The following is a 25,762-nucleotide window of genomic DNA, read 5'->3' as shown; positions in this document are numbered from 1 at the left end:
CGGCGGATGGATCACAGCGGGCACGGCATGACCATGGATCTGCCGCCGTTCACGCTGGGGCGGGGGCTCGCATGGTCCGCCGACCCGTTCTTCCTCGTCGCGTGCCTGCTCGGGCTCGGGCTCTACGGCTGGGGAGTCGTACGGCTGGCCCGGCGCGGCGACGCGTGGTCGTGGGGCCGTACGGCCTCCTTCTTCGTCGGCGTGCTGACGGTGATGCTCGTCATGTGCACCCGGCTGAACGACTACGGCATGGTCATGTTCAGCGTGCACATGGTCCAGCACATGGTGATCAGCATGCTCTCGCCGATCCTGATCCTGCTCGGGGCGCCGATCACACTGGCGCTGCGCGCGCTGCCGGTGGCCGCGAAGCGCGGCGGCAAGGGGCCGCGCGAGCTGCTGCTGATGTTCCTGCACAGCCGGTACATGAAGATCGTCACGCACCCGGCGTTCACGATCCCGATGTTCATCGCGAGCCTGTACGCGCTGTACTTCTCCCCGCTCTTCGACTTCCTGATGGGCTCCACCACGGGTCACGTCGTGATGATGTGCCACTTCCTCCTCGTCGGCCTGTTCTTCTTCTGGCCGATCATGGGCGTGGACCCGGGCCCGCACCGGCCGGGCCATCTGATGCGGATGCTGGAGCTGTTCGCGGGCATGCCGTTCCACGCGTTCTTCGGCATCGCGCTGATGATGGCCTCGGGCCCGATGGTCGAGTCGTACAAGAATCCGCCGGCCTCCCTCGGCATCGACGCGCTCGCCGACCAGACCGCCGCCGGCGGCATCGCCTGGGCGTTCAGCGAGATCCCCTCCGTCCTCGTCCTGCTCGCGCTGCTCTTCCAGTGGTACAACTCCGAGCAGCGGCAGGCCAAGCGCCTGGACCGCGCCGCGGACCGGGACGGCGACAAGGAACTCGAGGCGTACAACGCCTATCTGGCCTCATTGAACGCACGCGGTCGCTGAATTCACCGCATCGATTCCACTTGCCTGAAAGGCATTTCCATTCAGTAGCATGGAGGTGAAGCTCCGCGTCCGCTCTCCGGACCGCGGAGTCCAGGGGGAAATCGCAAGGGGGAGCGGCCATGACGTTTCGCGCATCCATGCGAAGGGCCGGATTAACAGCGGTACGCCGAACGGTCCTGCTACTGGTTTCCGCACTGGTCGTCAGTGGATGCGGAAAATCCGATCACATGTTCGCCATTCGCGCCGTGGCCGCGGGAGTCTCGCAGGCCGATCCCTTCTTCGAGGAGGACGGCGCACTCGGAAAGGACGCCACCGGCGCACGGCCGGCCCGGCCGGTCGGCGGGGTGCAGGCCAGCAACAGCCCGGGGCTGTACGGGGGCACGGCCCGAGGTGACGCCCCGAGTGAACCCGGTGGTGGCGGCACCGGTGGCCGGGGCGGAAGCACCGGCGGCGGGAACGACGGGACACCGGGGCCGGACCGGACCGGCGGGCCCGCCCCCGACTTCGGCGGCTCGGCCCGGCCCGGCACCTGTGTCGTCGCACGACTCAAGGAATTCCTCACCGATCCCAAGAACTCGGCCAGGGCGCGAGAATGGGCACGCGTCCTGGATATCCGTCCGGACGAGATCCCCGGATATGTCGACCGGCTCACGCCCGTCGTCCTGCGCCACGACACCCTCGTGACGAATCATGCCTACAAGCACGGCAAGGCCGTCCCCTTCGAATCCTTGCTCCAGTCCGGAATCGCCGTTCTGGTCGACCGTCGGGGGCTGCCCGCGGTGAAGTGCTCCTGCGGCAATCCATTGCGCCCCTCCAAGGCGGACATCAAAAAGGTCTCGGTGGGTTTCAAGGACGGAAACAGGAAATGGTCCGGCTTCCGGGAGGACCGGATCGTCGTCGTCGAGCCGCCCCCCGGCGAGGAACCCCTCCACCGGCTCCGCCTGGTGGACGTCGACGACCCCGGCCGGGGGATCTCGCGCCCGCTGGGCACGGGGGGCGAGAAGGACACGCCGTTCGACGCGCGGAAGGGGACGACCGTGCCGCCGGTCACGGGACTGACGTTCGCCGAGGCGAGCGAACGGCTGGTGCGGGCCGGACTCGCCGTCTCCTTCGACGGCGCCTCCCTGCCCCCGGGCGACTCCCCGGTCACCTCGTCCCGGCCCGCCGAGGGCAGCGCCCTGGAATGGGGCGGCCAGGTGACGCTGCACGTGTCCGGCCCGGGCGGCGACGGGAGCCCGGACACCCCCACGGACACCGGCGGCCTGACACCGGGCCCGAACACGTCCGGTCCCGGCCCGGACGACACCGACGCGGGGACTTCCCCCGGAGATCCCACCGGGGGCGGGACCGACACGGGCGAGCCCGACCCGGGGACCGCCGGAAGCACCACAGCCACGGACGGAAGCACGACCGGAAGTCCGACCGGGGCCACGACCGGTGCCACTGCCGGTGGCGCGAGCACGGACGGGACCACGCCGGGCGCCACGGAAGGCACCACCACGGAGCCCGCCACCACGAGCCGGACCACCATCACCGCGAGCGGGACCGCCACGGACGGAATCGGTACCGGTCCCACGGACGGCGAGACCGTCGCGGGCTCCGCCGGCACCGCCACCGGTGAGACCGGCGAGACCGGCTCCACGGACGCCGGCGGCCCCGCGGAACCGTCCGCCTCCGCGGGGAGTACGACCTGATGGCGCCGGGGCCGCCCCAGTCGGGCGTGGGCCGGCTCATCGCCGACCGGTATCTGCTCGTGGACCGGGTCGGGTCGGGCGGGATGGGGCACGTGTGGCTCGCCCACGACCAGCGGCTCGACTGCGACGTCGCGCTCAAGGAGATCAGGTTCCCCGACTCCCCCGGGAGCGGCGCGGACCACGAGTCGCGGACGGCGCGGGCCCGCGCCGAGGCCCGGCACGCGGCGGTGCTGCGGGGGCATCCGCACGTCGTGACGGTCCACGACGTCCTGGAGCACGAGGGCCTGCCGTGGATCGTGATGGAGTACGTGGCCGGCGCGGTGGACCTGCGCGACCGGGTCGCCCGGAGCGGCCCCCTCGCCCCCGACGCCTGCGCCCGTATCGGCGTCGCGGTGCTCGACGCCCTGACCGCCGGGCACGAGCACGGCATCATGCACCGGGACGTGAAGCCGGCCAACATCCTGCTCGCCCCGGACCGCACCGGGAACCCGGAGGCCCGCGTCCTGCTCACCGACTACGGGATCTCGGTCCAGCCCGACTCTCCGGAGACGCGCTGGACCCAGACGTCCGTGCTGGTGGGCACGGCCGGCTACCTGGCCCCGGAACGGGCGACGGGAGGTCCGCCGACGGCGGCGGCGGACCTGTTCTCACTGGGCTGCACCCTGTACTTCGGGGTGGAGGGCCACGGGCCCTTCGACCGGGACACCGATCTCGCCGCCATCACCGCCGTGGTCCTGGAGGAGGCCCCTCCGCCGCTTCGGGCGGGCGCCCTGCGGCCGGTCGTCGAGGCGCTGCTGGCCAAGGATCCCGCCCTCCGGCTGTCCGCGGAGGACACCGCGTCGGCGCTGGCCGGGATCCTCACGCCGCACCCCCATCCCCCGACCCGTCTCGACCCGGGCTCGCGGCCTCCGTGGTCGGGGCTCGTCACGTTCGACGGGCCTTCCGGGGCGGCCGCGTACGGTCCGGTCCGGGGCCAGGGACCGGCGCAGGACCAGGGAGCGGCCGTACCGGCGGGGCACTCCCCCGCCGCGGGCCCGTACCCGTCGGCGGACGGAGGATACGGGCACCCGCCGACGGCCGAGGGACACGCGTGCTCGGCGCCGGCCGGGGAGTACGGATACCCGCCGACGGCCGAGGGGCACAGCCCGTACGCGCCCGCGGGCCGGGGGCCGGACTCCGGCACGGCCACGCCCGGGGAGGGGTTCCACCGTCCGGCGTCTGGCGCGCTGCACACCCCGTGGCCGGCGCCCGGGCAGGTCCACGGGCCGCCCTGGTACGGAGCACCGCCCGCCCCGGTCCCCGGCCCTCCCGGACGGCGCAGGCGAAAGCCGCCGTACGCCCTGCGGGCCGTGGCCGCGGCCCTGCTCGCGTTCGCGCTGACGGCCGGTGTGGTCGTCTGGTACGCGGAGGCGCACCGAGTGGCCCGGCTGCCGTACGGCGACGCGGTCGGACTCGCCGAACCGCTGCGCCGGGGCGACTGCGTCCTCGGTGAGCCGGCCCTGTCGAAGACCACCGACGTGCCACGGCTGACACGGGACCCGGGCTGTCGCCACGGTCCCGACGCCCAGGTGATGGCGGTGTACAGGGCGCCCTCGTTCGAGGCGGCCCGCCGTGACGGTGCGCGACGGTGCGCGGAACGGACCAGGGACACCGCCCACAAGCTCGCGTGGAACGTCAGGAGCATGGCCGTCGTGCCCACCCGGGAGGGCTTCGGCACCACCGGCGGTACCGTCGCCTGTCTGCTCGCGGGCGTGCACGGCCCGGTGTTCGGTCCGCTCGGGGAGCTGCGCGGGTACGGGATGACCTTCACGGACGCGACCCAGATGCAGCGGGGCGACTGTCTGGGCCATGTGGGAGGAGAGGCCCGTGTCGGTACGCACTTCGAACTGGTCGCCTGTGACGGGAAGGAGGTGGGCAAGGTCGTCGAGATCACCCACCTCGGCGCCCACCCCCTCGGGACGGACCCGTTGGAGCAGGCGAACGACCGGTGCGCGCTCGACGCGCCACCGGAGCGGCACGGCTACGACCCCTCGTCGTACTGGAGCCACGGCGTGCGCAGTGTGGGGGTGTGGGCCCGGCCGTACCGCCTGGTGGTCTGCTTCATCGAGAAGGGGCAGCGCCCGTCACGGGGGACCCGGTAGTCCGCACGGCTCTGGCGATGTGACTCACTCCGGGTGAAAATGGCCCCGAAGGCCACGGCCCGCGTCGCGGACCCGCCTGGAGGAGGGTGCTGCGATGCCCGGTTCGACGAAGACGATGGGGGTGCTCACCGTGGGCGGGCTCGTCGCGGTGACGGCCTACACGGTGGCGCTGGGCAGCAACGGCTGGCTGTGGTTCGGCTGGGTCGTGCTCGGTCTGATCACGCTGGGGATGGTGGTCTCCCACAGCACCTGACCTCGGCCCGAAGGACCTGGTCCCGGCCGCGACGGTGGCCGGGGCCGCTCACTGCCGGGGGCGCCGGGCCGCGGAGTGGACGCCGGGCCGGTACTTGGGGAGCCGGGCGGTGATCCTCATTCCCGCTCCCACCGCGGTCTCGATGACCAGACCGTGATCGTCGCCGTAGACCTGGCGCAGCCGTTCGTCGACGTTGGAGAGTCCGATCCCCCCGGAGGGGCCGACCTCGCCGGACAGGATGCGGCGCAGCCGCTCGGGGTCCATGCCGACGCCGTTGTCCTCGATGACCACGAGCGCCTCGGCACCGGCGTCCTGTGCCGTGATGCTGATGTGGCTCTTGTCGGTCTTGCCCTCCAGTCCGTGCTTGACGGCGTTCTCCACCAGGGGCTGGAGGCAGAGGAAGGGCAGCGCGACCGGCAGCACCTCGGGTGCGATCTGCAGGGTGACGGACAGCCGCTCGCCGAAGCGGGCCCGGACGAGCGCCAAGTAGTGGTCGATGGCGTGCAGTTCGTCGGCGAGGGTGGTGAAGTCACCGTGCCTGCGGAACGAGTAGCGGGTGAAATCGGCGAACTCCAGGAGCAGTTCGCGGGCGCGCTCGGGATCGGTGCGGACGAACGAGGCGATCACGGCGAGCGAGTTGAAGATGAAGTGCGGGGATATCTGGGCTCGCAGTGCCTTGATCTCGGCCTCGATCAGCCGGGTCCGGGACCGGTCGAGGTCGGCCAGTTCCAGTTGGACGGAGACCCAGCGCGCGACCTCGCCCGCGGCGCGTACGAGCACCGCGGACTCCCGGGGCGCACAGGCGACGAGCGCTCCGTGCACCCGTTCGTCGACGGTGAGGGGGGCGACCACGGCCCAGCGCAGCGGGCAGTCGGGCTCGTCGCAGGTGAGCCGGAAGGCCTCGCCGCGGCCGGTCTCCAGCGGGCCGCCGAGGCGTTCCATCACCTCGGCGCGGTGGTGGGCCCCCACGCCGTCCCAGGCGAGGACCGTCTCCCGGTCGGTGAGGCACAGGGCGTCCGTGCCGAGCAGGGTACGCAGCCGCCGGGCGGACCGGCGGGCCGTCTCCTCGGTGAGTCCGGCGCGCAGCGGGGGCGCGGCGAGCGAGGCGGTGTGCAGGGTCTGGAAGGTGGCGTGCTCGACCGGGGTGCCGAGTCCTCCGAGGTTCTCGGGCCGCGCGGTGCGCCTGCCGAGCCAGAACCCGGCCGCCAGCAACGGGAGTACGGCCACGCACAGTCCGGCGACGAAGCCGCTCACCCGCTCACCGTCCCGTCCACGATCCCGTACCCGTCCACGATCCCGTACCCGCCCCCGCACTCGTACCCGCCCCCGCACCGGCACCGGCACCGGCACCGGCACCGGCACGGTGGCCCGGCCCACCGCCGGTCCCGCGCCGCCCCGGGCCCGGGACCCTCGCCTCGCGGCCCGTCGGCCGGGGCCCTCACGGTCCGGCCTCCTTCGTGCACGCCACGCCCTCCCCCACGCTCGGCTTCGCTCGCGCGGGCAGTGCCCCCGTCCCGCCGGCCACCTCCCGGACCTGGCCTTCCATGAGCTCCTCCGGGAGGTGGAAGCGGGCGAGTATCGCCGCCGTCCCGGCCGGTACGCGGCCGGCGGTGGCCAGCGACACCAGCACCATGGTCACGAAACCGAGCGGCACCGACCAGAGCGCCGGCCAGGCGAGCAGCGCGCGCAACGTGCCCGTCGTCCCCGGATAGCCGGCCATGGTCGCGCCGACGGCGACGAGTGCCGCGCCCCCGCCGCCGAGCATGCCGGCCGCCGCCCCGGGCGGGGTGAGCCGCCGCCACCAGATGCCGAGGACCAGCAGCGGGCAGAAGGAGGACGCGGACACGGCGAACGCGAGGCCCACGGCGTCGGCGACGGGCAGTCCGCCCACCAGCACGCTCGCGGCGAGCGGTACGGCCATCGCGAGGACGGTGCCGAGCCGGAAGTGCCGTACGCCGCGGGCGGGCAGTACGTCCTGGGTGAGCACGCCCGCGACCGCCATGGTCAGTCCGGAGGCCGTCGAGAGGAACGCGGCGAAGGCGCCGCCCGCGACGAGCGCCCCGAGCAGGTCCGCGCCCACTCCGCCGATCATCCTGTCGGGCAGCAGGAGCACGGCGGCGTCCGCGTCGCCGGTGAGGCTGAGTTCGGGGGCGTACAGCCGGCCGAGGGCTCCGTAGACGGGCGGCAGGAGGTAGAAGGCGCCGATCAGGCCGAGCACGGCGACGGTGGTGCGGCGGGCGGCGACGCCGTGCGGGCTGGTGTAGAAGCGGACGACGACGTGCGGCAGGCCCATCGTGCCGAGGAAGGTGGCGAGGATCAGTCCGTAAGTGGCGTAGAGCGGGCGTTCCTCGCGCCCGGCGGCCGGTGAGGCCGCCAGGGCGTCGCCGCCGCCCCGTTCGGCCGCCGGGACCGGGGTGCCCCGGGCGAAGGTCAGCCGGGTGCCGCCGCCGATGCGGTGGGTGCCCCGCGGGAGCCGGACGCGCGCGTCCTCGTACCGCCGGCCGTCGACGGTGCCGGTCGCGGTGACGGTGAGCGGCCGGGACAGCCTCAGGTCGAGTGTCGAGCCGATCCGGACGAGGCGCTGTTCGCGGAAGGCCGGCGGTTCCCCGAAGGCGTCGCGGGGAGCTCCGTGGGACTGCCAGGCCAGGATCAGGAAGAGCGCGGGGACGAGCAGGGCGGTGAGCTTGAGCCAGTACTGGAAGGCCTGGACGAAGGTGATGCTGCGCATGCCGCCCGCGGCGACCGTGGCCACCACGACGACGGCGACCAGGACTCCGCCGAACCAGTCGGGTGCGTCGGTCAGTACCGCCAGTGTCAGTCCCGCGCCCTGGAGCTGGGGCAGCAGATAGAGCCATCCGACACCGACGACGAACGCCCCGGCGAGCCGTCTGACGGCCTGGGAGCCGAGCCGGGCCTCCGCGAAGTCGGGCAGCGTGTAGGCGCCGGAGCGGCGCAGGGGTGCCGCGACGAACAGGAGCAGCACGAGATACCCCGCGGTGTAGCCCACGGGGTACCAGAGCATGTCGGGTCCCTGGACGAGCACCAGGCCGGCGATGCCCAGGAAGGAGGCGGCGGAGAGGTATTCGCCGCTGATCGCGGCCGCGTTGAGCCGGGGGCCGACGGTGCGCGAGGCGACGTAGAAGTCGGAGGTGGTCCGGGAGATGCGCAGTCCGAAGGCGCCGACCAGGACGGTCGCGAGGACGACGAGGGCGACCGCGGGGACGGAGTAGTTCTCGTTCACGGGTCAGCGGTCCTCGACCAGGCGCACGAGGTCCCTCTCGTTGCGTTCCGCCCGCCGTACGTACCAGCGGGCGAGCAGCACCAGCGGCGGGTAGAGGCCGAAGCCGAGGACGGCCCATTCCGGGCCGGCGCCGTCGGGCATCGCGGCGAAGACCAGCGGCAGTGGTCCGACGAGCAGGACCAGGACGGCGAACGTGACGCACGCGGCCCGTAGCTGACTGCGCATCAGGGAGCGTACGTAGGTGTGGCCGAGTGTGGTCTGTTCGTCGATCTCGGTCCTCGGCCTGTGGTGGCCGGAGGTCCGGCGGACGCGCCGGGGCACTCCGGTGACGACCACGCGGCGTTCGACGGGGTCCTGTGGCACGTGGTGCTCCTCAGCTCGTGGTCCGGCGCAGCAGCAGATCGCGCAACTGGCGGGCGTGCCGACGGCTGACCTGGAGTTCGACGGAGTCGACCAGAACGCTCACCGTGCCCGCGTCCAGGCGGAGTTCGCCGATGTGGCGCAGGGCGACGAGGTGGCGCCGGTGGATGCGGACGAAACCGCGGGAGCGCCAGCGTTCCTCGAGGGTGGACAGCGGGATGCGCACCAGATGGCTGCCCTGCGCGGTGTGCAGCCGGGCGTAGTCGCCGTGGGCCTCCACGTGCGTGATGTCCTCGACGGCCACGAAGCGTGTCACGCCGCCGAGTTCGACGGACATGTGGTCGGGGTCGGGCTCGTGGACGGGTATCAGGGGTGTGGTGTCGCGCAGTTGGGCGGCCCTGCGGACCGCCTCGGCGAGCCGTTCGCGGCGTACGGGCTTCAGGACGTAGTCGACGGCCTTGAGGTCGAAGGCCTGGACGGCGAATCCCTCGTGGGCGGTGACGAACACGACGAGCGGCGGCTGGGCGAACCCGCCGAGCAGCCGGGCCAGGTCGAGCCCGTCCAGGCCGGGCATGTGGATGTCGAGGAAGACGACGTCGATCGCCTCGGGGCCGCCGGGTCCGCTCTCGAGCGCCCGGTTGATCCGGCGCAGCGCCTCGGTCGCGTCGCCCGCGCCCTCGGCGCTGCCGATCCGGGGGTCGGCGTTCAGCAGGTACAGCAGTTCCTCGAGGGAGGGTCGTTCGTCGTCGACGGCGAGCGCGCGCAGCATGAGAGTGGAGTGTAGGAGTGATTCGCACGGCTGGACATGTGCCGGACACGGCCGTCGTGCCCGGCCGGGTGGGGGTCGCCGCTGGATACAGTGCGCCCATGAACAGCAAGCCCGCGATGTTCGACGAACTCGACCGCAAGATCATCACCGCCCTGATGGCCAATGCCCGGACGAGCTTCGCGGAGATCGGCGCGGCGATCGGACTGTCCGCGACGGCGGTCAAGCGCCGGGTCGACCGGCTGCGCGAGACGGGTGTGATCACCGGGTTCACGGCCACGGTGAAGCCCGCGGCGCTCGGCTGGCGCACGGAGGCGTACGTGGAGGTGTACTGCGAGGGAGCGGCACCGCCCCGGCGGCTCGCGGAGGTGGTGCGCAACCATCCGGAGATCACCGCCGCGATGACGGTGACCGGGGGCGCGGACGCGCTGCTGCACGTACGGGCGGTCGACGTGGAGCACTTCGAGGAGGTCCTGGAGCGCATCCGGGTGGAGCCGTTCATCCGGAAGACGATCAGCTACATGGTGCTGTCCCATCTGCTGCCCGAGGCCCCGGAGGCGGGGGCCACCCAGGCGGCTCCGGACGACGCAGGAAACGTGCGCTGATCCCGCTGATCACGCAACGGTACTGCGTATACGCGCAGCTCTCGTCGCTTGTCGTGCCTGTCCCCCGCTTCTTACCGTGGAGACATCCCACCAGATGACACCGCAGGAAGCGGAGGAACCTCTCTGTGTCCGAAAGCCGTGTGCCGCGCCCCCGGCGCTTTCTCGTCTGCGAACCCAGACACTTCGCCGTGCAGTACGCGATCAACCCCTGGATGCGTCCCGACACCCCTGTGGACGTCGAGCTCGCGCTCGCCCAATGGCAGGCGCTGATCAGCGCCTATCGCGCGCACGGTCACACCGTCGACTCCGTCGAGCCGGTCGCGGGGCTTCCCGACATGGTCTTCGCCGCGAACTGCGCGCTCGTCCTGGAGGGCCGTGTCTTCGGCTCCTCCTTCCACGCACCGGAGCGCCGTCCCGAGTCCACCGCGTACGAGACCTGGTTCAAGACGGCCGGTTTCGACGTCTACCGCCCCGAGTCGGTGTGCGAGGGCGAGGGCGATCTCGTCCCGACGCGCCGCTTCGTCCTCGCGGGCACGGGTTTTCGCACCACGCCCGAGGCCCATCGCGAGGTCCAGGAGTTCTTCGGCGTCCCGGTGATCGGACTGCGCCTGGTGGACCCGCACTTCTACCACCTGGACACCGCGCTGTTCGTCCTCGACGACGACAACATCGCGTACTACCCGGAGGCGTTCTCGCCCGGCAGCCGCGAGGTGCTCCGCCGGCTGTTCCCGGACGCGGTGCTCGCCACCCGTGAGGACGCCCTCGCCTTCGGCCTCAACTCCGTCTCGGACGGGCGCCACGTCTTCATCGCGCCACGCGCCGAGGCCCTCGCCGACCAGCTCGTGACCCACGGCTACGTCCCCGTCCCCGTCGACCTGTCGGAGTTCCACAAGGCCGGCGGCGGCATCAAGTGCTGCACACAGGAGATCCGTTCATGACCGCTCCCGCCCGCGCCACCACGTCCGCCGGCGCCGACGCACGCAGCTCCGAGGAACTGATCCGGGCCGAGGAACCCGTCCTGGCGCACAACTACCACCCGCTGCCCGTGGTCGTCGCGCGCGCCGAGGGCACCTGGGTCGAGGACGTCGAGGGGCGCCGCTACCTCGACATGCTGGCGGGCTACTCGGCCCTCAACTTCGGCCACCGCAACCCGGTGCTGATCGAGGCGGCGCACCGCCAGCTGGACCGGCTCACCCTGACCTCGCGGGCCTTCCACAACGACCAGCTGGCCGGGTTCGCCGAGTCCCTGGCCGCCCTGACGGGCCTGGACATGGTCCTGCCGATGAACACGGGCGCCGAGGCGGTGGAGAGCGCCGTCAAGGTGGCCCGCAAATGGGCGTACGAGGTGAAGGGCGTCGAGCCCGGCCGGGCCACGATCGTGGTGGCGGCCGGCAACTTCCACGGCCGTACGACCACGATCGTCAGTTTCTCCACCGACGAGAGCGCCCGCGAGGGCTTCGGCCCCTTCACGCCCGGCTTCCGGGTCGTGCCGTACAACGACCTCGCCGCGCTCGAGGCGGCGATCGACGAGACGACGGCCGCGGTGCTGATCGAGCCCGTCCAGGGCGAGGCCGGTGTGATCATTCCGGACGACGGCTATCTCGCCGGGGTCCGCGAGCTCACCCGCCGGGCCGGCTGCCTGTTCGTCGCGGACGAGATCCAGTCCGGCCTCGGCCGCACCGGCACCACCCTGGCGGTGGAGCACGAGTCGGTCGTTCCCGACCTGCTGCTGCTCGGCAAGGCGCTCGGCGGCGGCATCGTGCCCGTCTCCGCGGTCGTCGGACGCCGGGACGTGCTGAGCGTGCTGCGTCCGGGTGAGCACGGTTCGACGTTCGGCGGCAACCCGCTGGCCGCGGCCGTCGGCTCGGCGGTCGTGGGCCTGCTGGAGACCGGTGAGTACCAGCGCCGGGCCGCCGAGCTCGGCGTGGTGCTGCGGGACGGGCTCGCGGCCCTGGTGGGCCGGGGCGTCGAGGGCTTCCGCTCCCGGGGGCTGTGGGCGGGCGTCGACATCGACCCGTCCATCGGCACGGGCCGGGAGATCAGCCAGGGCCTGATGGACGAGGGGATTCTGGTCAAGGACACCCACGGCTCGACCATCCGGCTGGCACCGCCGCTCACCATCACGGCCGAGGAACTCCTGTCGGCTCTCGGGTCCCTGGAGAAAGTTCTGACGCGAGGGGTCTGATACCGGCCAAGAGGCCACAGAGAGTGACACCGCAGCGGTTACGCCCGACGACGGCCGCGCCTACACTGATCGCTCCCCAGGGGAAAAGAGGAGTGCCCCAGTGTTCTATCACGTGCTCAAATATGTGCTTCTGGGTCCGCTGTTGAGGCTGGTCTTCCGGCCTCGGATCGAGGGCCTTGAGCACATACCGTCGTCGGGTGCCGCCATCGTGGCGGGCAACCATCTGTCCTTCGCGGACCACTTCCTGATGCCGGCCATCCTGAAGCGCCGGATCACCTTCCTCGCGAAGGCCGAGTACTTCACCGGTCCGGGCGTCAAGGGGCGGCTGACGGCCGCCTTCTTCCGCAGCATCGGGCAGATCCCGGTGGACCGTTCCGGCAAGGAGGCGGGGCAGGCCGCGATCCACGAGGGGCTCGGAGTGCTGCGCAAGGACGAGCTGCTCGGCATCTACCCCGAGGGCACCCGTTCGCACGACGGGCGGCTCTACAAGGGCAAGGTCGGCGTCGCGGTGATGGCCCTGCGGGCCCAGGCCCCGGTGATCCCCTGCGCGATGATCGGCACCTTCGAGGCCCAGCCCCCGGGCCGGAAGCTCCCGCGGATCCATCCCGTGACGATCCGGTTCGGCAAGCCCCTCGACTTCTCGCGCTATGCCGGGATGGAGGGCGAGAAGGCCGTCCTGCGCGCCATCACCGACGAGATCATGTACGCGATCCTCGCTCTGTCCGAGCAGGAGTACGTCGACCGGTACGCGGCCGTCGTCAAGGCCGAGGAGGCCGCGGCGAAGGCCGAGTCGGGGCGCAGGTTCCCCCGGATGCCGATGAGTTGACGCGGTCGGCACGGGCACGCGCACCGCGCACGGCGAAGGGGGCGGCCGGGATGGACCGGCCGCCCCTCGTGCTGTCGGGACTACGGCTTCGGAGTGGCGTGCGGGGTGCACGTCACGTCGGCGGCGTCCGTCTTGCCGGTGAGCAGGTAGGAGTCCACCCGCTCGTTGATGCACGGGTTGACCAGACCGGTCACACCGTGGGAGCCCGCGCCCTGCTCGGTGATCAGACGGGAGCCCTTGAACCGCTTGTGCAGTTCGACGGCGCCGGCGTAAGGCGTGGCGGCGTCGTTGGTGGACTGCACGATCAGGACGGCCGGCAGACCCTTGCCGGTCTTCACGTTCACCGGGGTCTGCTGCTTGACCGGCCAGGTGGCGCACGGCAGGTTCATCCACGCGTTGGCCCACGTCATGAACGGGTAGTCCTTGTGGAGCCACGTGTTGTCCCGGTCCCACCTCTTCCAGCTGGTGGGCCACTGCGCGTCGGTGCACTCGACGGCCGTGTACACGGCGTTGCCGTTCTCCGAGGAGATGTTGCCCGCCGTGTCCGACAGGTCGGGGGACGCGGCGTCGACCAGCGCCTGGGTGTCACCGGCGACGTACTTGCTGAACACCGAGGCGACCGGCACCCACGAGGAGTCGTAGTACGGGGCGCTCTGGAAGAAGGAGATCAGCTCGGCGGGGCCGACGACACCGCCCAGCGGGCTCTTCTTCGCGGCGGCGCGCAGCTTCAGCCACTGGTCCTGCACCTTGGCGCGGGTGTCACCGAGGTGGAAGGACGCGTCGTTCTTGGCGACCCAGTCCTCCCAGTCCTTCCAGCGGCCCTCGAAGGCGATGTCCTGCTCCAGGTTGGCCTGGTACCAGATGTTGTCGCGCGACGGGTTGACGACGCTGTCGACGATCATGCGGCGCACGTGCCCCGGGAAGAGCGTGCCGTAGACGGCTCCGAGGTACGTGCCGTAGGAGACGCCCAGGTAGTTGAGCTTCTTCTCGCCGAGCGCGGCCCGGATGACGTCGAGGTCGCGTGCCGTGTTGGGCGTGGTCATCTGCGCCAGCACGGCCTTGCCGCTGCGCTCGGCGCAGCCGTCGGCGTACTCCGCGGCCAGCTTGCGCTGGGCCCGCTTGTCGGCCTCGGAGTCCGGGACCGGGTCCGCCTTGGGCGCCTTGACGAACTCCTGCGGGTCGATGCAGGAGATGGGCGCCGAGTGGCCGACGCCGCGCGGGTCGAAGCCCACGAAGTCGTACGCCTTGGCGGTGTTCGCCCACAGGGGGCTCTTGGTGGTGACACGGCGCGGGAAGCGCATGCCGGAGCCGCCGGGACCGCCCGGGTTGTAGACGAGCGCGCCCTGGCGCTCCTCCTTGGTGCCGGTGTTCCCGATGCGGTCGACGGCCAGCTTGAGCTGCTTGCCGTAGGGGTGCGCGTAGTCCAGCGGCACGCTCACCCAGCCGCACTGGATCGGCTTCTCGAAGCCCCAGTCGGCCGGGCAGTCCTGCCAGTCGATCCCGGCCTTGGCGGCCCGCTCGGCGGCGACGGCCGCTCCGCGCTGCTCACGGCTCTGCCCGTGGCCGTACAGCGAGTCGGCGGTGGCCGCCGGCGCCGCGACGGCGCCGGCTATCAGGGTCGCCGTGACGAGCACTCCGGCCGAACCGAACGCCGCCACCCGTTTCGTCGGTCTCTTGGACCTCAAGTGTGACCTCCCCGTACCTCATGGTGATTGGTACGGGGATCCTTTCGGCTGTGAGGTCCCTGAGAACAGACGTGACCGGTGTTCTTTACCAATCCGATAGCCGGTACGCCGTGTTCCGGTGAGCGGTGAACCTGATGTGAATCAGCCTTCCCGGAAACATAGTTGACGTCACGTGAGATCGCCCAGCGCATTGTCCAGCACGCGTCGCAGCAGCAGCGCGTCGGGGGCCAGCGCCGTCACGAGCACGGCGGGTCCGGCGAGCGGGGTGAGCGCGGCGTACTCTCCGAACGGTCGCGCCGCCGGCATCTCCCTCTCGAACTCCGGTCGCACGACGATCAGTTGCCCGAGCGCCCGATGGCCCGCGAGGACGGCGGGACCGTCCCAGCCACCGGGCGCTCCCGGACCGCAGGCCAGCTCCTGGTCGAGCAGGGGCCGTCCGTCGCGCCGCACGGTGAGACGGCTGGTGAGCCGCCCGGGTTCCTCTCCCACGCGCCCGAGCACCTGCTCCTCCCGGAGGACGAGCCGGGCGCCTCCCATGAGCCCGACGCGCACGGAGACGGACAGCTCGCTGCCGCCGGCGGAGATCAACTGTTCCGGCAGCCAGCACAGTTCGCCTCCGTCGGCGACGTCGAGGCGTACGTCGTAGCGGGCCTCGCCCTTGGTTTGTCCGGGCAGCGCGATGGTGGCGGCGGCCGAGCCGCCCCGCAGCCGCGCGCCCGGCCCGACCCGGGCCTCGACGGTGAGGTGATCACCGCCGAGCGGGCCGCTCATCGCCCCGACCAGCATCACACGCGCCTCGGACCCGCCGCCCCGGACCCGGCGCAGGGCGAGCGGGCCCTGCCCCTCCAGCACCGGCAGCGAGGTCCCGCCCCGGCCGTCGTCCCCGGCCTCGATCCGCGCGGTGGCGCGGACTCCCGCCGTCGTCACGCCGTCCACGCCGCGAGCCGTTCCCGCACCCAGCCGGCGACCGCCGTGACACCGCTCCCGGTGCGCAACGACTGGAACACCACCGGGAGTCCGGCCCGCTGCGCCTCGGCGTCGGCCGCCATCCGCTCCAGGTCGGAACCCACGTACGGTGCGAGATCGGTCTTGTTCACGACGAGCAGGTCGGCCGTCGTGACACCGGGTCCGCCCTTGCGCGGGATGTCGTCCCCGCCCGCGACGTCGATCACGAAGATCTGCGCGTCGACGAGTCCCCTGGAGAAGGTCGCGGTGAGGTTGTCACCGCCGGACTCCACGAGGATCAGGTCCAGTGGCCCGGTCTCGTCCTCCAGGTCCTCGACCGCTTCGAGGTTGGCGGAGATGTCGTCCCGGATCGCGGTGTGCGGGCAGGCGCCGGTCTCGACGGCGGTGATCCGCTCGGGTGGCAGTACGGCCTCCCGCAGCAGGAACTCGGCGTCCTCACGGGTGTAGATGTCGTTGGTGACGACGGCGAGGGACAGTTCGTCGCGCAGCGCCCGGCAGAGCGCTGCGACGGTGGCGGTCTTCCCGGAACCGACGGGACCACCGAGCCCTATGCGCAGGGCACGCCGCCTTCCGTCGGGCCGACGCGCGTCGGCGCTGACCGCGGACGGCCCGTCGTGGGTGTGGTCGAGATGCACGGTGCGACTCCGACTTCGTTCGGCGTGTGAGCGTGTGTGTGGGGGGACTCGGGGGGACGGCCGGTCCCCGGCGGTCCGGGAGCGTGCGGCCGTCAGGACGCGAACAGCCGTACCGGCCAGGCCGCGTGCGCCTCCGCACCGATCTCCAGCAGCGGCGCCGAAGCGGCGGGAAGCGTCTCGACACCGTCGGCGAGGGCTCGCCGCGCCGCGTCCGCCGCCGCGTGGGCGACGACGTCCAGCTCCGGCGCGAGCCGGGCCAGCGCGGCCGTCGCGTCGAAGGGATCGAGGCTCAGCAGCCGTACCGTCGCCGACGCGGGCCCGCTGACGCACTCGTACACGGAGCAGTAGGCGGCGTCCTCGGGCCCGAGGCCGGCGGCCCGTGCCGCCACCCCCAGCACGACCGGCTGATGAGCCCCCTTGGGGAACTGGCGTGCCAGCGCGTCGAGTTCGGTGCAGGGCCAGGTCGCCCTGGCCGCCCGTACGAGTTGCCGGCCCAGCCGGCGCGCGGCGACCCGCAGGGCCGGCGAGGGCGTGCGGGCGTCGGCGGCCGCGTCCAGGGCGACGGGGTCGGCCCCGAGCGCCGCCGCCGCGGCCAGCGCGGCCGAGACGAGCCCGCTCGTGTGCAGCCGCCCCCGGCAGAAGTCCTCCAGGCTCGCCGCCCCGGTGATCCGTCCGGCCCGGACCGCGGCCTCGGCCCCGCCGGAGTGCGCGTGCCCTCCGGCGGGAAAGCGGCCGTCGGCCAGGACGAGAAGTGCCGCCCGGGACATCAGAAGAGGAAGTAACGCTGGGCCATGGGCAGTTCGGCGGCCGGAGTCGCCTCGACGAGCTCCCCGTCGATGTGCACGGCGAAACTGTCGGGATCGATCCGCACGTCGGGCCGGGCGTCGTTCTCGCGCATGTCGGCCTTGGTCACCGCCCGCGTCGACTCGATGGCGACGAACCGCTTGCCCAGCGAGAGCCGCTCCGGCAGCCCGTCCTCGATGGCGAGCGGCGCCACGAAGTTGAACGAGTTGGCGGCCGGGGCCCGCCCGATCGCCCCGAACATCGGCCGGGGCAGCACCGGTTGAGGGGTCGGGATGGACGCGTTGGCGTCGCCCATCTGCGCGTACGCGATCTGGCCGCCCTTGACGACCAGGTGCGGCTTGACCCCGAAGAACGCGGGCTCCCACAGCACCAGGTCGGCGAGTTTGCCGGTCTCCACGGAGCCGATCTCGCGGGCGAGGCCCTGCGCGAGCGCCGGGTTGATCGTGTATTTGGCGACATAGCGACGTACCCGGTGGTTGTCGGCGCGGCCGTCTCCCGGCAGGGCGCCCCGGCGGCGCTTCATCACGTGGGCGGTCTGCCAGGTCCGCATCACGACCTCGCCGACGCGACCCATGGCCTGGGAGTCGGAGGAGATGATCGAGATGGCGCCGAGGTCGTGGAGTATGTCCTCGGCCCCGATGGTGGAGGGCCGGATACGGGACTCGGCGAAGGCCAGGTCCTCGGGAACCGCCGGGTTCAGGTGGTGACAGACCATCAGCATGTCGAGGTGTTCCTCGGCGGTGTTGACGGTGTAGGGCCGGGTCGGGTTGGTCGAGCTGGGCAGGACGTGGGGCTCGGAGACCACGGTCATGATGTCCGGCGCGTGCCCGCCGCCCGCGCCCTCCGTGTGGTACGCGTGGATGCCTCGTCCGGCGACGGCGGCGAGGGTGTCGGCGACGAACCCGGCCTCGTTCAGGGTGTCCGTGTGGATGGCGACCTGGACGCCGGTGCGGTCGGCGACGGTGAGGGCGGCGTCGATCGCGGCGGGCGTCGAGCCCCAGTCCTCGTGGATCTTCAGGCCGAGCGCGCCGCCGCGGATCTGCGAGAGCATCGCCTCGTGCGAGACGGTGTTGCCCTTGCCGAGCAGCCCGAAGTTGACCGGGTGACCCTCCATCGCCTCCAGCATCCGGGCCAGGTGCCAGGTGCCGGGGGTGACGGTGGTCGCCTTGGAGCCCTCGGCGGGTCCCGTGCCGCCGCCGACGAGCGTGGTGACGCCGGAGGCGAGGGCCTCGTCGGCGATCCCCGGACAGATCAGGTGGACGTGCGCGTCGATGGCACCCGCGGTCAGGATCCGGCCGTTGCCCGCGATGATCTCGGTCTCGGGACCGATCACCAGGTCGGGGTGGACCCCGTCCATGGTGTCCGGGTTGCCGGCCTTGCCGATGCCCGAGATCCGGCCGTCGCGGATGCCGACGTCGGCCTTGACGATCCCCCAGTGGTCGACGATCACGGCGCCGGTGATCACCGTGTCCGGGGTGCCCTCGGCGCGCGTGGCCCGGGACTGGCCCATGGACTCCCGGATGACCTTGCCCCCGCCGAACACCGCCTCGTCGCCGGCGCGTCCTGGCCCGCCGCAGCGGTCCTCCTCGATCTCGATCAGCAGGTCCGTGTCGGCGAGGCGGATGCGGTCGCCGGTGGTCGGACCGAACAGGTCGGCGTACGCGGCGCGCGAGATCTCAGGCATCGAGGGCACCCCCGGTCTCCCCGCGCAGTCCGGGCACCACGCGGGCGCCGGCGAGCGGGACGAGTCCGACCTCGACGGGGATCCCGGGCTCGAAGCGCACGGCGGTCCCGGCGGCGACGTCGAGCCGCTTTCCGTACGCGGCGGCGCGGTCGAAGTCCAGACCGGGGTTGGCCTCGGCGAAGTGGTAGTGGGAGCCGACCTGCACGGGGCGGTCGGCGGCGTTGAGGACGGTCAGCCGGGTGACCTCGCGCCCCTCGTTGAACACGACGGGTTCGTCGGCGAAGAGGAACTCTCCGGGAATCACGGCGCTTCCCCCTCCGTCAGACGATCGGGTCGTGGACGGTGACCAGCTTGGTGCCGTCCGGGAAGGTCGCCTCGACCTGGACGTCGTGGATCATCTCGGGGATGCCCGTCATGACGTCGTCCCGGGTGAGGATCTTGCGCCCGGAGGACATGAGTTCGGCGACGGTACGGCCGTCACGGGCGCCTTCGAGGATGTGCGACGTGATCAGCGCGACGGCCTCGGGGTGGTTCAGTCTCAGTCCGCGGGCCCGGCGCTTCTCGGCGACATCGGCCGCCACGTGGATCAGCAGCCTCTCCTGCTCGTGCGGGGTCAGTTGCACGACGTCCCACCTCACATCCTCGCTCCGGACCGTGCGGGGCCGGTGGCCGCGGCCACCGAGGTCCCTGGCGGCGTGGATGGGCACGCTAGCCGGACGGGGTTTCGAGGACGTTAACCGGCCTGTGATCCCTTCCGGCCCGGCCCGCAGGGCCCCTCCGGGCCCGCGGAAGCGCCCCGCTTGCCCGAATCCGCCCAGGCGGACCACGCCGCCACCCCACGGTGGGAGGATCCGGCCACCACCGGGACGTATACGGCGGTCGACCCGACGCGCTGGAGCGCCTGCGGCAGAACAGGGGCGGCTCCCCGGCACGGGCGAAGACGGCCGAGAGACGCCGGGCGGCTCGAAAGCGCTGGACCCGCCTGGACCACCGGCCGACAGGAGGCGCCTGCCCCGTATGCGGGGGCGGTCAGGAGGCGCCGGGCTCCCGTGACCGAGTGCGGCTCGCAGGCGCTGGGCTCGCCCGCCCCGCGGCGGCCAGGAGGCACCGGCCCCGTTCCCGGGTGCGGGCAGAGACCGGTTCCGTATGCGGCAGCTAGGACGCGCTGGGCCCCCGGTGCTCCGCGGCGATGCCGAACCGCTGGTGCTCGCGGGGCGCGGACGCCACGTCACGGACGCCGGCCAGAGAGCTGATCACCTGCTCGTCGGCGGACTCCGGGAGTTCCTCGAGGCGCTCCAGGTCGGCGGCCGAGACCAGGGCGACGAGCGGCTTCCCGTGCCGCGTCACGACGACGCGCTCACCGCCGTACACGACGCGGTTGATCAGTTCGGCGAGCTCAGCCCTGGCTTGCGTCACCGGAATCTCGTAGGCCATGACGTCCAGCTTAGACCGGGCCTCCCGCACCCCGCGGGGGTGCGGGATCCCCCCGGCCGACGGTGCGCGGCACCCTCGGCCCCCTTCGCGTCCGACGGCACCACCGTTTTCGCTCTCGGCATGACCCTCTCCCACAAGGACGTACGTCCTGTACATTTTTTACAGACGTCGACCTGAGGAGGCACGCCATGGACAGCCCGTCCGCCCGTCACGTCCTGCCCGAGTTCACCGAACGCACGAGCACGGGGCACCGGACCCTCGATCCGTACGCGAAGCTGCTCGGCGAGCGGATCGTGTTCCTCGGGACACCGATCGACGACACCTCGGCGAACGACGTGACGGCGCAGTTCATGTACCTCGAACACCAGGCGCCCGAGCGGGACATCTCGCTGTACATCAACTCCCCGGGCGGCTCCTTCGGCGCGATGACCGCGATCTACGACACGATGCGGTTCGTCACCTGCGACGTCGAGACGATCTGCCTCGGCCGGGCGGACTCGACCGCGGCGGTGCTGCTGGCCGCCGGAACTCCGGGCAAACGGCTCGCGCTGCCGGGGGCCCGCGTCCTCCTGCGCCAGCCGTCGGTCCCGGAACCGATCGAGGGCCATCCGGGCGATCTGGCGGTCCAGGCCGAGGAATTGGCCCGCACCCGCCGGATCCTGGAGGAGATGCTCGGGCGCCACACGGGGCGGAGCCCGGAGCGGATCGCCGCGGACATCGAGCGCGACAAGATCTTCGACGCGCCGGGGGCACGGGCCTACGGGCTGGTCGACCGGGTCGTCCCGAGCCGCAGGCCCGCGCCGGACGCCGGACGCGAGGTGCGCGGCCGATGATCCCGGACCTACCCCCGCTGCCCGCGCTGACCCGCGCCGAGGCCGAGCTGATCGACCGCTATCTCGACGTGGTCGACCTGGTCGGCCGCATCAACCCGTCCCGCCCCGGAGACACCTATCGCGGCCTGAGGGCGGCTCAGGCACTGGTCGGCAAGGCGGAGGCGCTGCGGGACGCCCTCGCCCTGATGCACCAGCGGGGCGAGAGCGAGGTGCACGCCCCGACGCTGGCCCAGGCCCTGCGGGTGCTCGGCGGAGAACGGCGGACGGCCAGGGTCACCGTGCCGCCCGGGTCCGGCAGTTGACGGACCCGCACCGGCGGGCCGGTGCGCGCCGGAGCCCCGCACCGTCCGGCCCACGACTCAAACGGACCGGATGGTGTACCCCCCGATGGCGTATTTCACGATCCTTTCCACGACCCCTCCGAGTTGCGCAACGCGCGGACCACGGAGGCCGGATGAGGCCCTCCACCGCAGGTGCGGGCCTCATCGGTGTCTCCAACACGTGCTCGAACGCAGGTCTGTTCACCCGAACGGGTGAGTGGTGAGTAAGCCCACAAAACGCCGATTCCGCTCGGATTTTCCGCCCCTCATGAGTGAAGATCCCTTCCGACGACAAGCCCCCGCCACAGCGGCGGGGCGGTCCGGGCGGACGCCGAGTCCTGCCGCTGCCCGGATGACCGGTCGACAGGAGTGGATCGGCAGGAGTGGAGGACCCAGCTAGACGGGCCGCCGGAACAGTTCCGGGCGGTCCTTGGGGTGAAGCCGCAACCGCGGCCGGGCAACTTCGCCAGCCCGAATCCGACAGGTCATCCTTCACAGGCGGCTGACGAAGGGTTGCGCATGACTGCGCTCAATCGTGTCCCGTCGCTGTGGACCCGGGCCGGTACGGCCTCGGCGCTCACCCTTGCCGCGGTGGGCGGCAGCCTCGTGGTCCCCGGCGCCGCATCCGAGGCCGAGGCGGCCACCGTCGCGACGAGGGCACTCCAGGTCGCGGCGTCGAAGCACGGCTCCCCCTACCAGTGGGGCGCCACCGGACCGCACCGCTTCGACTGCTCAGGGCTCACGCTCTACTCGTACAAGAAGGCGGGCAAGAAGCTGCCCCGTACGGCCGCGGCCCAGTACAACAAGACGCACCACGTCTCGGCCTCGCACCGCAAGGCCGGTGACCTCGTGTTCTTCCACTCGGGCCGGAACGTGTACCACGTCGGCATCTACGCCGGGAAGGGGAAGATCTGGCACTCCCCGAAGACCGGGGAAGTGGTGAAGCTCCAGAAGATCTGGACGAGAAGCGTCTGGTACGGCAGGGTCGGCTGATCCTCGCCTCCGGGGCGGCGGACCTCGCCGCCCCGGGGCCGGCCCTCCTCACGGCCGTCGTGACGCCCTCTCAGCTCCTCAGGGGCTCCAGCAGCAGGACGAGGCCCAGAACGGTGAGGGCGCCGCCGGTGAGCCCCGCCACGGCCCGTGCGGCCCGCGGTCCGCGCAGCCACCGCCCGAGCCGGTCCACCAGCAGCGCGACCGCCGGGAACCACACCAGGGCCAGAGCGACCACGATCAGCGCGAGCAGCAGGGTCCGCGGCATCGCGGGACTGCCCGCCGGCACGAACTGCGGCAGCAGGCTGAGGAAGGTGACGGGCGCCTTCGGGTTGAGCGCGTTGGTGACGAAGCCCTGCCTCAGCGGACGCGCGCCCCGGCCCGCCCCCCGCGCCCCCGCCCCGTGCGGTGCCGCGGCGGAGCCCGGCTCCCCCGCCGCCGTGTCGCGCGGCCCCGGGTCCGTTCCTCCGGCCGCCGCCCCGCCCGGACGGACCGGCGAGCGGAGCGTGCGCAGGCCCAGGTACAGCACGTAGGCCCCGCCGAGCAGTTGGAGCGTCCTGAAGAGCGTCGGCACGGCGGTCAGGACCGCGGCGACCCCGGCGACGGCGAGCGCGGTGTGGATCAGCAGCCCGCCCGTGATGCCGAGGGCGCACGCGAGGCCCGCCCGGCGGGAGACGAGCGCGTTGCGTACGACGACGGTGAAATCCGCGCCGGGCATGGCGACCATGCCCGCGGCGACGCCCGTGAAGGCGATGAGCTGTGCGTCCATGCCCCCAGGCTGCCCGGTACGGGCCTTCAGCAGGTATGTCGAATATCCTGGGCCGGTCTTAAGCGGTCGTTTAGACCTGGCAGGGTGCCACCGGATCCGGGAGGGCCGCGATGTACGACCCGACGCGGCTCGCGGCGCTGGTGGCGGTCGCCGAGGCGGGGTCGATCACCCGGGCCGCCGAGCGCCTCGGCTACACCCCGCCGGCGCTGTCCCAGCAGGTGGCGAAGCTGGAGCGGGAGACGGGGGCGACGCTGCTGGTGCGCTCCCACCGCGGGACCCGGCTCACCGGCGCGGGTGAACTGCTGGTCGTACGGGCCCGCCGGGTCCTCGACGAGATGGAGCTGGCCCGGCACGAACTGGCCCGTCTGACGGGGCTGTCGGGCGGCACACTGCGGCTCGGCACCTTCCAGACGGCGGGCATCCATCTGCTGCCGCCCGTGCTCAGCGCCTTCCGCCGGGCCCACCCGGACGTGGCGCTCGCGGTCGCCGACCACGAACCGCCGCACGGGATCGCGGCGGTCGCGGCCGGCGAGGTGGACCTGGCGCTCACCCACACCTATCAGCCCGCCCCGCCGGTACCGCTCCCCTCGTCCGTGGGCGTCGAGCCGGTCCTGGTCGAGGAACTGGTGCTGGTGACCGCTCCCGGTCACCTTCTCGCGGGCGGTTCGACGCGGCTGCCGCTCTCCGAGCTCGCCGGGCAGCCGCTGATCAGCATGGCCCCGGACCACCCTCCCCGGCAGGGGGTGGAGGCCGCGCTCGCCGAGGCGGGGGCCACACCGGCCGTGCTCGTCGAGACCCCCGGGTACGCCCTGGTGTGCGCGCTGGTCAGCGCCGGACTCGGGGTCGCGGTCGTGCCGGAGATGGTGGCGGCGACGGCGGCGACGCCGGTGGGCACCAGGCTGCTGGAGCCGGGAGATCTGCGCCGCACGATCTCGGTCGCCCACCGGACGGATGTGACGGCGCCCGCGGCCGACGCGTTCCGCGCCCTGCTGCGGGGTGCCTTCGGGCGGGCCGGACGGCACCGGACCGGCGGCCGGCCGGATGTCCGGGGACATCGGGACGACGCGCCTCAGGGCTCCTGAGGCCACCCGGTCGGCACCGTCCGGACCGGTACCGTCCACGGGATTTCGATGGAAACCGTCTTGCCGCCCTCCCGGGTCGGGCGGACGGTGAGCCTGCCGCCGCATTCGGCGGTCAGCCAGCGGATGATCACCATGCCCCGGCCGTTGTCCTGCTGGACGGCCGCGGGCAACCGCTTCGGAAAGCGCGGATGGCTGTCGGTGACCCCGATGCGCAGGCGCTCCTCCCGGTCGAGGCGCACACCGACCGTGAAGGTGGGCGACTGTCCGAACGTGTGCTGAACGGCGTTGGTGGCCAGTTCGGACACGATCAGACGTACCGTCTCGGCGTCTTCGCAGTCGCGCGGCAGGCCCCATTCGGCCAGCACTTCGGCGACGAATTTACGGGCCACGGAAACCGAGGCCGGTTCGCTCGGCAGCGTGACGGATGCTTCCTGATGGTCTGCCATGGCGACGTTCGTCCCTTTCCCACGGGACCGGAACCCGACACCGAGCGGATGGTTCGAGTACGGTCCCGGACTGGTGCTTGCGCCAGACTGCCATTACCGGGCCGGTCGCGGGTGCGATCCACCGAGTAATGCATATATCTGTCGCTCGATGCGGTGAACTCTGCGTCGGCAGAGCGTATTCGGACGACTTGGAAGGAGTAAGGAGAACAGTCATGCAGCACGGTCCCGCGGTGCGCCGCCGCAAGCTCGGTGCCGAACTGCGCGCACTGCGCGCCGGCACGGGTCTCACGAGCGGAGAGGCGGCCCGCCTGCTCGGCTGGCACCAGTCGAAGGTGAGCCGCATCGAGACGGGCACCAGCGGGGTGAAACCGGCCGACGTGGAACGCCTGTTGCACGCGTACGGCGTCGAGGACCCCGAACTGCGCGAACTCCTCGTCGTGCTGGCGGGATCCGAGGGGAACGGCCGCCACCACTGGTGGCACGCGTACCGCGGCGTGCTCCCGCAGGCCTACCGCGACTTCATCAGCCTGGAGTCGGGGGCCAGCGGCATGCGCACCCTGGAGACCTCTGTCGTACCCGGGCTGCTGCAGACGCCGGAGTACGCCCGCGCGGTGACGCGGGCCGCCGTGGACGGACTGGAGGAGAGCAAGCTCGACGCCCTGGTCGAGGTGCGCCTGGCCCGGCAGGACGTCCTGCGTTCGGATCCGCCGCTGGAGCTGTCCGCCGTCCTGGACGAAGCGGTGTTACGGCGGGAGGTCGGCGGCCCCGACGTCATGGCACGCCAGCTGCGCCGGCTGCGGGAGGCCGCCACCCTGCCCCAAGTACGGCTCCAGGTACTGCCGTTCGCCGCCGGGGCACACATCGGAGTGACCGGCCCTTTCGTTATTTTCTCATTTCCGAACACAACTGATCTGGACGTGGTTGTTCTCGACCACTTGACGAGTAGCCTCTATCTCGAGCGGAAAGAAGACCTCCGGGCCTATGCCGAGGCCTTCGACGCCCTTCGGTTCCACGCCCTTTCACCCGAGGACTCGTTGGACTACATCGCCGCGATAGGTGACGACACGTAAGGAGGCGCACGTC

27 protein-coding genes and 1 riboswitch are annotated in these 25,762 nt (G+C 72.1%); of the genes, 13 read left to right on the top strand and 14 right to left on the bottom strand.

Annotated features, from left to right (window positions below; translation table 11 throughout):
* Positions 1-6: 6 nt before the first annotated feature.
* From CW362_RS18640 to CW362_RS43795, 4 genes are all read left to right on the top strand, one after another.
* The gene (locus CW362_RS18640) at positions 7-960 is read left to right on the top strand and encodes a cytochrome c oxidase assembly protein (protein ID WP_103550636.1); all 954 of its coding nucleotides are present in this window, start codon (positions 7-9) and stop codon (positions 958-960) included.
* 227 nt (positions 961-1,187) lie between these two features.
* Positions 1,188-2,654 (top strand): DUF6777 domain-containing protein, encoded by a 1,467-nt coding sequence (locus CW362_RS18635; protein WP_103550635.1) that lies wholly within the window; start codon positions 1,188-1,190, stop codon positions 2,652-2,654.
* On the top strand, positions 2,654-4,795 hold the full coding sequence (locus CW362_RS18630; RefSeq protein WP_103550634.1) for a serine/threonine-protein kinase: 2,142 nt from the start codon (positions 2,654-2,656) through the stop codon (positions 4,793-4,795). The genes CW362_RS18635 and CW362_RS18630 overlap by 1 nt, the downstream gene beginning before the upstream one ends.
* Positions 4,796-4,889: 94 nt before the next feature.
* Positions 4,890-5,048: a hypothetical protein gene (locus CW362_RS43795; protein ID WP_167455624.1), complete on the top strand. Its 159-nt coding sequence runs from the start codon at positions 4,890-4,892 to the stop codon at positions 5,046-5,048.
* Positions 5,049-5,096: 48 nt separating this feature from the next.
* On the opposite strand, the gene CW362_RS18625 is transcribed toward CW362_RS43795, so the two are convergent.
* The 4 genes from CW362_RS18625 to CW362_RS18610 all read right to left on the bottom strand — a co-directional run bounded on the left by CW362_RS18625 (position 5,097) and on the right by CW362_RS18610 (position 9,418).
* Positions 5,097-6,302, bottom strand: a complete 1,206-nt coding sequence (locus CW362_RS18625; protein WP_103550633.1) for a sensor histidine kinase — start codon at positions 6,300-6,302, stop codon at positions 5,097-5,099.
* A 184-nt stretch (positions 6,303-6,486) separates the two neighbouring features.
* On the bottom strand, positions 6,487-8,289 hold the full coding sequence (locus CW362_RS18620; RefSeq protein WP_103550632.1) for a sodium/solute symporter: 1,803 nt from the start codon (positions 8,287-8,289) through the stop codon (positions 6,487-6,489).
* Between the two features lie 3 nt (positions 8,290-8,292).
* Positions 8,293-8,652: a hypothetical protein gene (locus tag CW362_RS18615; protein ID WP_103550631.1), complete on the bottom strand. Its 360-nt coding sequence runs from the start codon at positions 8,650-8,652 to the stop codon at positions 8,293-8,295.
* Between the two features lie 10 nt (positions 8,653-8,662).
* Positions 8,663-9,418 (bottom strand): LytR/AlgR family response regulator transcription factor, encoded by a 756-nt coding sequence (locus CW362_RS18610; protein ID WP_103550630.1) that lies wholly within the window; start codon positions 9,416-9,418, stop codon positions 8,663-8,665.
* Positions 9,419-9,516: 98 nt separating this feature from the next.
* On the opposite strand from CW362_RS18610, the gene CW362_RS18605 reads away from it, so the two are divergent.
* The 4 genes from CW362_RS18605 (at position 9,517) to CW362_RS18590 (ending at position 13,031) form a co-directional block, all read left to right on the top strand.
* Positions 9,517-10,020: an Lrp/AsnC family transcriptional regulator gene (locus tag CW362_RS18605; protein ID WP_103550629.1), complete on the top strand. Its 504-nt coding sequence runs from the start codon at positions 9,517-9,519 to the stop codon at positions 10,018-10,020.
* Positions 10,021-10,145: 125 nt separating this feature from the next.
* Positions 10,146-10,958, top strand: coding sequence for a dimethylargininase (gene ddaH, locus CW362_RS18600; RefSeq protein WP_103550628.1), 813 nt, complete (start codon positions 10,146-10,148; stop codon positions 10,956-10,958).
* Positions 10,955-12,205 carry an ornithine--oxo-acid transaminase gene (rocD, locus tag CW362_RS18595; protein WP_103550627.1) on the top strand — a complete coding sequence of 417 codons (1,251 nt, stop codon included), beginning with the start codon at positions 10,955-10,957 and terminating at the stop codon, positions 12,203-12,205. The genes ddaH and rocD overlap by 4 nt, the downstream gene beginning before the upstream one ends.
* Positions 12,206-12,305: 100 nt before the next feature.
* Positions 12,306-13,031 (top strand): lysophospholipid acyltransferase family protein, encoded by a 726-nt coding sequence (locus tag CW362_RS18590; RefSeq protein ID WP_103550626.1) that lies wholly within the window; start codon positions 12,306-12,308, stop codon positions 13,029-13,031.
* An 80-nt stretch (positions 13,032-13,111) separates the two neighbouring features.
* Here CW362_RS18590 and CW362_RS18585 read toward each other — a convergent pair whose 3' ends face one another.
* The 8 genes from CW362_RS18585 to CW362_RS18550 all read right to left on the bottom strand — a co-directional run bounded on the left by CW362_RS18585 (position 13,112) and on the right by CW362_RS18550 (position 20,239).
* Positions 13,112-14,716: an alpha/beta hydrolase gene (locus tag CW362_RS18585; RefSeq protein ID WP_103550625.1), complete on the bottom strand. Its 1,605-nt coding sequence runs from the start codon at positions 14,714-14,716 to the stop codon at positions 13,112-13,114.
* Positions 14,717-14,884: 168 nt separating this feature from the next.
* A complete protein-coding gene (locus CW362_RS18580) occupies positions 14,885-15,652 on the bottom strand; it encodes an urease accessory protein UreD (protein WP_103550624.1) in 768 nt (255 codons plus the stop codon).
* Entirely contained in the window at positions 15,640-16,317 is a 678-nt protein-coding gene (ureG, locus tag CW362_RS18575; protein WP_103550623.1) for an urease accessory protein UreG, read from the bottom strand. The genes CW362_RS18580 and ureG overlap by 13 nt, the downstream gene beginning before the upstream one ends.
* Before the next feature lie 92 nt (positions 16,318-16,409).
* Positions 16,410-17,084 carry an urease accessory protein UreF gene (locus CW362_RS18570; protein ID WP_103550622.1) on the bottom strand — a complete coding sequence of 225 codons (675 nt, stop codon included), beginning with the start codon at positions 17,082-17,084 and terminating at the stop codon, positions 16,410-16,412.
* On the bottom strand, positions 17,084-18,805 hold the full coding sequence (locus tag CW362_RS18565; RefSeq protein WP_103550667.1) for an urease subunit alpha: 1,722 nt from the start codon (positions 18,803-18,805) through the stop codon (positions 17,084-17,086). Before CW362_RS18565 ends, CW362_RS18570 begins: the two co-directional genes overlap by 1 nt.
* Positions 18,798-19,109 (bottom strand): urease subunit beta, encoded by a 312-nt coding sequence (locus tag CW362_RS18560; RefSeq protein ID WP_103550621.1) that lies wholly within the window; start codon positions 19,107-19,109, stop codon positions 18,798-18,800. The genes CW362_RS18565 and CW362_RS18560 overlap by 8 nt, the downstream gene beginning before the upstream one ends.
* Before the next feature lie 16 nt (positions 19,110-19,125).
* Entirely contained in the window at positions 19,126-19,428 is a 303-nt protein-coding gene (locus CW362_RS18555; RefSeq protein WP_103550668.1) for an urease subunit gamma, read from the bottom strand.
* A 532-nt stretch (positions 19,429-19,960) separates the two neighbouring features.
* On the bottom strand, positions 19,961-20,239 hold the full coding sequence (locus CW362_RS18550; RefSeq protein ID WP_103550620.1) for a type II toxin-antitoxin system Phd/YefM family antitoxin: 279 nt from the start codon (positions 20,237-20,239) through the stop codon (positions 19,961-19,963).
* Positions 20,240-20,427: 188 nt separating this feature from the next.
* Between CW362_RS18550 and CW362_RS18545 the strand changes: the two genes are divergently transcribed.
* From CW362_RS18545 to CW362_RS18535, 3 genes are all read left to right on the top strand, one after another.
* The gene (locus CW362_RS18545) at positions 20,428-21,072 is read left to right on the top strand and encodes an ATP-dependent Clp protease proteolytic subunit (RefSeq protein ID WP_103550619.1); all 645 of its coding nucleotides are present in this window, start codon (positions 20,428-20,430) and stop codon (positions 21,070-21,072) included.
* Positions 21,069-21,374: a hypothetical protein gene (locus CW362_RS18540; RefSeq protein WP_103550618.1), complete on the top strand. Its 306-nt coding sequence runs from the start codon at positions 21,069-21,071 to the stop codon at positions 21,372-21,374. Before CW362_RS18545 ends, CW362_RS18540 begins: the two co-directional genes overlap by 4 nt.
* A 350-nt stretch (positions 21,375-21,724) precedes the next feature.
* Positions 21,725-21,908: riboswitch (cyclic di-AMP (ydaO/yuaA leader) on the top strand.
* 3 nt (positions 21,909-21,911) lie between these two features.
* Positions 21,912-22,385, top strand: a complete 474-nt coding sequence (locus tag CW362_RS18535; protein ID WP_103550617.1) for a C40 family peptidase — start codon at positions 21,912-21,914, stop codon at positions 22,383-22,385.
* Between the two features lie 70 nt (positions 22,386-22,455).
* On the opposite strand, the gene CW362_RS18530 is transcribed toward CW362_RS18535, so the two are convergent.
* Positions 22,456-23,151 carry a LysE family translocator gene (locus CW362_RS18530; protein ID WP_103550616.1) on the bottom strand — a complete coding sequence of 232 codons (696 nt, stop codon included), beginning with the start codon at positions 23,149-23,151 and terminating at the stop codon, positions 22,456-22,458.
* A 110-nt stretch (positions 23,152-23,261) separates the two neighbouring features.
* On the opposite strand from CW362_RS18530, the gene CW362_RS18525 reads away from it, so the two are divergent.
* Complete coding sequence (locus tag CW362_RS18525) at positions 23,262-24,233, top strand: LysR family transcriptional regulator (protein WP_103550615.1); 972 nt, start codon at positions 23,262-23,264, stop codon at positions 24,231-24,233.
* Here CW362_RS18525 and CW362_RS18520 read toward each other — a convergent pair.
* A complete protein-coding gene (locus CW362_RS18520; protein ID WP_103550614.1) occupies positions 24,221-24,679 on the bottom strand; it encodes an ATP-binding protein in 459 nt (152 codons plus the stop codon). The two genes, CW362_RS18525 and CW362_RS18520, sit on opposite strands and share 13 nt — an antisense overlap.
* A 212-nt stretch (positions 24,680-24,891) precedes the next feature.
* Here CW362_RS18520 and CW362_RS18515 point away from each other — a divergent pair, with 212 nt between their 5' ends.
* Positions 24,892-25,749, top strand: coding sequence for a helix-turn-helix domain-containing protein (locus tag CW362_RS18515; RefSeq protein WP_103550613.1), 858 nt, complete (start codon positions 24,892-24,894; stop codon positions 25,747-25,749).
* Positions 25,750-25,762 lie beyond the last annotated feature (13 nt).

The organism is Streptomyces populi, from assembly GCF_002911015.1.
Classification (GTDB): Bacteria; Actinomycetota; Actinomycetes; order Streptomycetales; family Streptomycetaceae; genus Streptomyces; species Streptomyces populi.
This window is presented reverse-complemented; position numbering and strand designations above follow the sequence as displayed.

What these genes read in the sequence shown, in the direction of transcription:
- CW362_RS18520 (WP_103550614.1), bottom strand. Translation starts at nt 24,679, where the DNA reads ATGGCAGACCATCAGGAAGCATCCGTCACGCTGCCGAGCGAACCGGCC.
- CW362_RS18545 (WP_103550619.1), top strand. Translation starts at nt 20,428, where the DNA reads ATGGACAGCCCGTCCGCCCGTCACGTCCTGCCCGAGTTCACCGAACGC.
- CW362_RS18515 (WP_103550613.1), top strand. Translation starts at nt 24,892, where the DNA reads ATGCAGCACGGTCCCGCGGTGCGCCGCCGCAAGCTCGGTGCCGAACTG.
- CW362_RS18540 (WP_103550618.1), top strand. Translation starts at nt 21,069, where the DNA reads ATGATCCCGGACCTACCCCCGCTGCCCGCGCTGACCCGCGCCGAGGCC.
- CW362_RS43795 (WP_167455624.1), top strand. Translation starts at nt 4,890, where the DNA reads ATGCCCGGTTCGACGAAGACGATGGGGGTGCTCACCGTGGGCGGGCTC.
- CW362_RS18565 (WP_103550667.1), bottom strand. Translation starts at nt 18,805, where the DNA reads ATGCCTGAGATCTCGCGCGCCGCGTACGCCGACCTGTTCGGTCCGACC.
- CW362_RS18550 (WP_103550620.1), bottom strand. Translation starts at nt 20,239, where the DNA reads ATGGCCTACGAGATTCCGGTGACGCAAGCCAGGGCTGAGCTCGCCGAA.
- CW362_RS18635 (WP_103550635.1), top strand. Translation starts at nt 1,188, where the DNA reads ATGTTCGCCATTCGCGCCGTGGCCGCGGGAGTCTCGCAGGCCGATCCC.
- CW362_RS18570 (WP_103550622.1), bottom strand. Translation starts at nt 17,084, where the DNA reads ATGTCCCGGGCGGCACTTCTCGTCCTGGCCGACGGCCGCTTTCCCGCC.
- CW362_RS18610 (WP_103550630.1), bottom strand. Translation starts at nt 9,418, where the DNA reads ATGCTGCGCGCGCTCGCCGTCGACGACGAACGACCCTCCCTCGAGGAA.
- CW362_RS18640 (WP_103550636.1), top strand. Translation starts at nt 7, where the DNA reads ATGGATCACAGCGGGCACGGCATGACCATGGATCTGCCGCCGTTCACG.
- CW362_RS18535 (WP_103550617.1), top strand. Translation starts at nt 21,912, where the DNA reads ATGACTGCGCTCAATCGTGTCCCGTCGCTGTGGACCCGGGCCGGTACG.
- CW362_RS18530 (WP_103550616.1), bottom strand. Translation starts at nt 23,151, where the DNA reads ATGGACGCACAGCTCATCGCCTTCACGGGCGTCGCCGCGGGCATGGTC.
- CW362_RS18630 (WP_103550634.1), top strand. Translation starts at nt 2,654, where the DNA reads ATGGCGCCGGGGCCGCCCCAGTCGGGCGTGGGCCGGCTCATCGCCGAC.
- CW362_RS18605 (WP_103550629.1), top strand. Translation starts at nt 9,517, where the DNA reads ATGAACAGCAAGCCCGCGATGTTCGACGAACTCGACCGCAAGATCATC.
- CW362_RS18525 (WP_103550615.1), top strand. Translation starts at nt 23,262, where the DNA reads ATGTACGACCCGACGCGGCTCGCGGCGCTGGTGGCGGTCGCCGAGGCG.
- rocD (WP_103550627.1), top strand. Translation starts at nt 10,955, where the DNA reads ATGACCGCTCCCGCCCGCGCCACCACGTCCGCCGGCGCCGACGCACGC.